General features: G+C 68.6%; 6 protein-coding genes. 3 read left to right on the plus strand and 3 right to left on the minus strand.

Features of this window, described 5'->3' with window-relative positions; genetic code table 11:
- Both IH13_RS0121350 and IH13_RS0121355 read left to right on the plus strand, forming a co-directional pair.
- A partial coding sequence (locus IH13_RS0121350; protein WP_031086810.1) for a nucleotide disphospho-sugar-binding domain-containing protein occupies positions 1-618 on the plus strand: 618 nt, incomplete at its 5' end.
- 47 nt (positions 619-665) lie between these two features.
- The gene (locus tag IH13_RS0121355) at positions 666-1436 is read left to right on the plus strand and encodes a TylF/MycF family methyltransferase (RefSeq protein ID WP_234433344.1); all 771 of its coding nucleotides are present in this window, start codon (positions 666-668) and stop codon (positions 1434-1436) included.
- Between the two features lie 69 nt (positions 1437-1505).
- On the opposite strand, the gene IH13_RS0121360 is transcribed toward IH13_RS0121355, so the two are convergent.
- From IH13_RS0121360 to IH13_RS0121370, 3 genes are all read right to left on the minus strand, one after another.
- Positions 1506-2450 (minus strand): MBL fold metallo-hydrolase, encoded by a 945-nt coding sequence (locus IH13_RS0121360; protein WP_082317661.1) that lies wholly within the window; start codon positions 2448-2450, stop codon positions 1506-1508.
- Between the two features lie 57 nt (positions 2451-2507).
- Entirely contained in the window at positions 2508-3278 is a 771-nt protein-coding gene (locus tag IH13_RS0121365) for an AfsR/SARP family transcriptional regulator (RefSeq protein WP_234433345.1), read from the minus strand.
- Positions 3279-3402: 124 nt separating this feature from the next.
- Positions 3403-4512 carry an acyl-CoA dehydrogenase family protein gene (locus IH13_RS0121370; RefSeq protein ID WP_037841954.1) on the minus strand — a complete coding sequence of 370 codons (1110 nt, stop codon included), beginning with the start codon at positions 4510-4512 and terminating at the stop codon, positions 3403-3405.
- 516 nt (positions 4513-5028) lie between these two features.
- Here IH13_RS0121370 and IH13_RS0121375 point away from each other — a divergent pair.
- Positions 5029-5444 (plus strand): nitroreductase family deazaflavin-dependent oxidoreductase (locus tag IH13_RS0121375; protein ID WP_037841956.1); only part of this gene is annotated, 416 nt, incomplete at its 3' end.

Here is a 5444-nt window from a genome sequence, read left to right on the forward strand (position 1 = left end):
GCCGAGGACGGGGTCCCATGGCTGCCGATGCGGTACGTGCCGTACAACGGCGGTGCGACCCTGCCCTCCTGGGCCATGCTCCGCCCCGACCGGCCCCGGATCTGCCTGACCCTCGGCACGATCGCCCCCCTGCTGCCCGGCGGTGGCGGTCTCGCCCCGTTGATCGAGGCGCTGTCCGGCCTGGACGCCGACATCGTGCTCGCCGACAGCGAAACGGATCTGAGCCGGTTCGCCCCGCTGCCCGAGAACGTCCACCCGGCCGGTTTCGTCCCGCTGTCGGGAATCCTCCGGGACTGCTCGCTCGTCGTGCACCACGGCGGCTCGGGCACCACCGCGGCGGCCCTGCACCACGGGGTGCCGCAGCTCATCGTTCCCGAGGGCGCGGACAACGCGCTGTGCGCCCGGCGGGTCGTCGACCGCGGGGTCGGCCTCTCCCTCGACCCCGGGGAAGCGGACGTCCCCGCTCTTCGCGCCCTGGTCGAACGCCTCCTCGGCGAGGAGGCCTTCACCCGTACCGCCGCGGTGGTACGGGACGAGATGGCCGCCCAGCCGAGCCCGGCCGAGGTCGTCGAGCGGGTCACCGCGGACCTCGCCCGGCGGTCCGTCCGCCGTCCATGAGCCACACCATCCGACCCGTCCACCACCGACCTCAGGGGATGCAATCCGTGGAGACTCCGACCGTGCCCGACACCGCCGACCTTTACCTGTCCCTGCTCAAGAGGATCCTCGTCAACGTCATCTACGAGGACCCCGCCATCCCCAACCCGCTGGTCAGCGGGGACGGGCACGACCGGGAGGCGCGCAACGCGGGAGTGGACTGGCCGAGCGTCGCGCACACCATGGTCGGGATGCCCCGGCTGGACAACGTCGAGATGTGCCTCAAGCAGGTCATCGCGGACGGTGTTCCCGGCGACTTCGTCGAGACCGGCGTGTGGCGCGGTGGGGTGTGCGTCTTCGCCCGTGGGCTGCTCAAGGCGTACGGCGTCGAGGACCGCAAGGTCTGGGTCGCCGACTCCTTCGAGGGGATCCCCGAGGTGGGCGAGGGGAGCCACCCGCTGGACCGGGAGCTGAACCTCCACGCGTTCAACGAGGTGCTCGGCGTCTCCGAGGAGACGGTGCGCGAGAACTTCCGCCGGTACGGGCTCCTCGACGACCAGGTGGAGTTCCTGCCCGGCTGGTTCCGCGACTCGCTGCCGGACGCGCCGATCGAACAGCTGGCCGTGCTGCGGCTGGACGGCGACCTCTACGAGTCCACCATGGACGCACTGACCCACCTGTACCCGAAGCTCTCGGTGGGCGGTTACGTCATCATCGACGACTACATGATCCCGTCCTGCAAGGAGGCGGTGCACGCGTTCCGGGCCAAGGAGGGCCTGGAGGCGGACCCGCTGGTGGAGATCGACGCGTACAGCGTCTACTGGCGCCGTACCTGCTGACCCGACGCCGCACGGCCCGTCCACCGGCGTGGACGGGCCGTGCGCGTACGCCGCGCCGGAGGCCGGCGGTCAGGCGTGGCAGACGAGCGGGCCGCCGTTGTAGTCGATCATCTCCTGGAAGATCTCGCCCATGCGGTCGACCATCGCCTGGACGTCCGCCGCACCGCCGCGTGCCGCGTCGAGTTCCTCGACGTAGGCGCGGTGCAGGTTGGGGATGAGCCGGGCGGGTTCCGCCAGCTCCACGAACGGGCCGAGGTCGACCTCGCGCGCCACGTCCTTCGGCGCGATGCCCGCGGCCACGCCCTGCCGGGCTAGGTCCTGCACCCAGCGCAGATAGTCCTCGGTCACGTCGAACACCTCCGGTCCGCAGACCGGACCGTGCCCGGTGACGACGGTGGTCGCCCCGAACTCACGGAGCCGGTCGAGGGTCCGCAGGGAGCCGGCGACCGAACCCAGCGGAAAGAATGGGGTGATGCCGGACATGACGATGTCCCCGGTGAAGAGCACCCGTCGCTCCGGCACCCAGACAACGCTGTCATTGATGGAGTGGGCAGGGCCGGGATGCAGCAGCTCGGCGGTCAGCTCCCCCACGTGCAGCGTCATCGACTCCTCGTACGTGACCTGGGGCAGCGTAAGCTCGATGTCACCCCACACCACGTCCGGCCAGAGCTGGGTGAGATGGAGCCCGACATCGGCCATCTCCCGTCTGGTCCCGGCGTGCGCGAACACCGTCGCCTCGGGGAACACGAAGTTGCCGAAGGTGTGGTCGCCGTGGGAATGGGTGTTGATCAGCGCGAAGGGCGCGGCCCGGCCGTCCGTGACCACATGCGCCCGCAGTCGGCGGGCCCGCACCTCGGTCGCCGCCGTGTCGATCAGCGCGACCGCGTTGCCGGAGGCGAGCACACCCGCGTTGTTGACGCACCAACCGCCGCCGGGCTGGACATAGGCAAGCACACCGTCCGCCACCTCCGTCAGCTCGGGATCGGCAGCGGTCGTCTCTGATGTGAAAGGCACAGGACTCTCCTCGTCTCCTCAGATCTCGGCTTCTCGTCGTACTGTCCGTGCGGGTGTTCAGGCCGCACGGAAGTCCTGCAACGACACGTCCAAGGTGTTGGACAGCACCGCCTGGTGGAGCCTTTGCAGGCGGCCGGAAGGCTCTACGCCCAGCTCTCGGATCAGGGTCCTGCGCAGCTGCTGGAAGGCCTGCAGCGCGCGCCAGCCGGCGCCGGAGCGCTGGAAGGCGATCATCAGGAGGGCACTGAACGTCTCGTGCATCGGGTGCTGGGCGACGAGCCGGCAGAGCTCGGGGATCAGCACGCTGTTCTTGCCGAGGTGTAAGTCGGCCATGATCCGCTGCTCCTGCACGCGCATCCTGGCCTCCTCCATGCCGATTACCTCCATGGCCAGCACCCGGCCGCTCGGCACGTCCATGAGCGCGGGGCCGCGCCAGAGCGCGAGCGCCTCGTTCAGGTACACCGACGCGTCCCGGGGATTGTCGAGTTCGAGCGCGGCGTCACCGAGGAGCGCGAGCCGCTCGAACTCCCGGAGGTCGAACGCGCCGGGGGCCAATGTCAGCTGGTAGCCGTTGAAGTGGGTCGCCAGCAGGTCCTTCGCGGACTGCTGTGACCCGTGAGGCAATGTCTCGGCGATCAGTCTGCGCAGCTGGAGGATGTAGGTCTGCAGGGTGGTCGACGCACTGCGCGGGATGGCGTCGCCCCAGAGTTCCTCCATCAGCGTGGAGACGGGCAGAATCCGGCCGCAGTGCAGAGAGAGGAGGGCGAGCAGCTGCCTCGGCTTTCCAGCCGTCGGCACGATCGATTTGCCATTCAGGCGAATGGACATCGACCCTAGGACATTGATTTCCGCTGGATGTTGCATGAATCCCCGTCTTTAACGCGAACAAAGTATTCTCGACCGGGGCGCCCCAAGGCGCCGGATCTGGGTATCGATGATGGTGCCGCCGGATTTACCAGATCTCTCTGGCATAGGTCCCGGCGGCGGCGTCGAACTGCAGCACGACGTGCGAGGCCATCGAGTGGATGTCCCGCCAGTAACGCTGCATCGGGGCGGAGACCGAGTGGGCCCCGGTGCCCGCCGACCGAAACAGCCGGTCGGCGGCGGCGACGACGTGGTCCATCGCCAGCGCGCAATCCCGCAGGTTCCGGGCCGTGAGCAGCGGGCTGAGCGGGCCGCCCTGATCGGCCACCCGCGCGGCACGCTCCAGCAGCAGTCCGGCGGCGTCGATCTCGCCCGAGGCGCGCGCGAGAACGACCTCGTACGATCCGCGGGCCGTCACCGGCGGGGGTGTCGGGCCGTCGAGCTTCCGTCCGACGAGCTCCCGCCACAGAGCCAGGAGTCCCTGTGCGGCGCCCCACGCGGGGGTGGCGAACGACAGGGCGTTCACCGCGCGCAGCGGAACCGTGTGGCAGGGGGCCGACGCATCGGCGAGGCGCCCCTCCAGGAGGTCGTCGCGGTCCATCGTCCGGTGCGTCGGTACGTGGACGCCCTCGACGACCAGGGAATGACTTCCGGTCGCGCGCATGCCGATGTCCGACCAGGTGTCCCGTACCGAGTACGCGGCGCGCGGTACGGCGAACACCATGGCCCGGGGCCCCTCCGGGGTCGACACCATGCCGCACACCAGCGCCCAGTCCGAGTGGTCGACGGCGCTGACGTAGGGCCAGGTGCCGGTCAGAAGCCAGCCGCCGGGGGCAGGTTCGGCGCGGCCGGCGGGGATGAGCGAGCCGACGACGAGCCTGTCCGGGCCCGCGGCCCAGACCTCCCGGGTCCCCTCGGCGGGCAGGAACGCGGCCATCCGCGCGAGGTGGGCCGTGACCGAGGCGCACCAGGCAGTGGCCGGACAGGCAGCGCCGACCTCGGCGATCGCTCCGGTCAGCGCCGTGAACGTGCCGGCGGTGCCGCCGTGCTTCGCGGGCACGAAGTGGCTGGGGAAGCCGGCTGCGGTGACCGCGCGGACGACCTCGGTGGCAGGACGCCACCGACGTTCCGCCTCTTCGGCGTGGAGTACGGCCACTGCCACGACGTCCGCAGCGGCCGGCACGGCCTCTGTCCGCATGGAGAGAAGGCCTTCCATTGGTCTCCCTACTTTTTGTTGGGGTAAGTCAGGAAGTAAGGCACGAGTAAATCCGGCTCGGTGGCTCCTAATGCGCCATATACATCCTCGGACGAATACCTGGAGCCCTTTCCCGCGACTTTCTTTGTGAATGGATTACTTTACAGAAACATGACCACTGATGCTGTTGCGTGACTCACATTGACATCACAAACAAGCCCTTGATAGGAGGCGCGCGAAGTGCACCAGTAATATTCGAGTCATACTCGAGCGAGAATGTGACCGAAAATCAACTCTGCGAATTCCTTTCTCACCTATAAGGTGCTCGCAAGCCTTCATGCCGTCGGCGACAAGATGTCGGCGGCGTTGAGGTGCCGTGGAAAAGCGAACCCTCTTGTGGCGTGCGGAGTAACTTCTCACCTGCCCTGTGCCCGCGAGGTGTGTACGCGTGTGGGTCAACGCCCTGTTCCACGGGACTGCATCCGAGAGGACGAAGTGACCGAGCAGCAAGCCCCAACGATGGACGATGTCCAGAACTTCCAACGACAGGTCATCGCCGAGTTCCGGGCCAACCGCGGAAATGTCGGCGGCATGTTCGAGGGAGCCAGACTGGTCCTGCTGACCACCGTCGGCGCACGGAGCGGCCGACGCCGGACCAACCCCCTGGCCTATCTGGAGATCGACGGACAGCCCACCGTCATCGCCTCGGCGGCGGGCGCGCCCCACCACCCGGCCTGGTTTCACAACATCCGCAAGAACCCGATGGTGACCGTCGAGACGGGCACTGAGACGTACGAGGCCATCGCGGCCGTCCCGCCCGCCGAGGAGCGCGACAGGCTCTTCGCCAAGGTGCTCGAAGCAGAACCCGGCTTCGGCGACTACCAGGAGAAGACGACACGGCTCCTGCCGGTGGTCGTCCTGCACCGGATCGAGCT

Origin of the sequence: Streptomyces sp. NRRL WC-3549, assembly GCF_000721935.1 — a bacterium.
Taxonomy (GTDB): domain Bacteria; phylum Actinomycetota; class Actinomycetes; order Streptomycetales; family Streptomycetaceae; genus Streptomyces.

What these genes read in the sequence shown, in the direction of transcription:
- IH13_RS0121365 (WP_234433345.1), bottom strand. Translation starts at nt 3,278, where the DNA reads ATGTCCATTCGCCTGAATGGCAAATCGATCGTGCCGACGGCTGGAAAG.
- IH13_RS0121370 (WP_037841954.1), bottom strand. Translation starts at nt 4,512, where the DNA reads ATGCGGACAGAGGCCGTGCCGGCCGCTGCGGACGTCGTGGCAGTGGCC.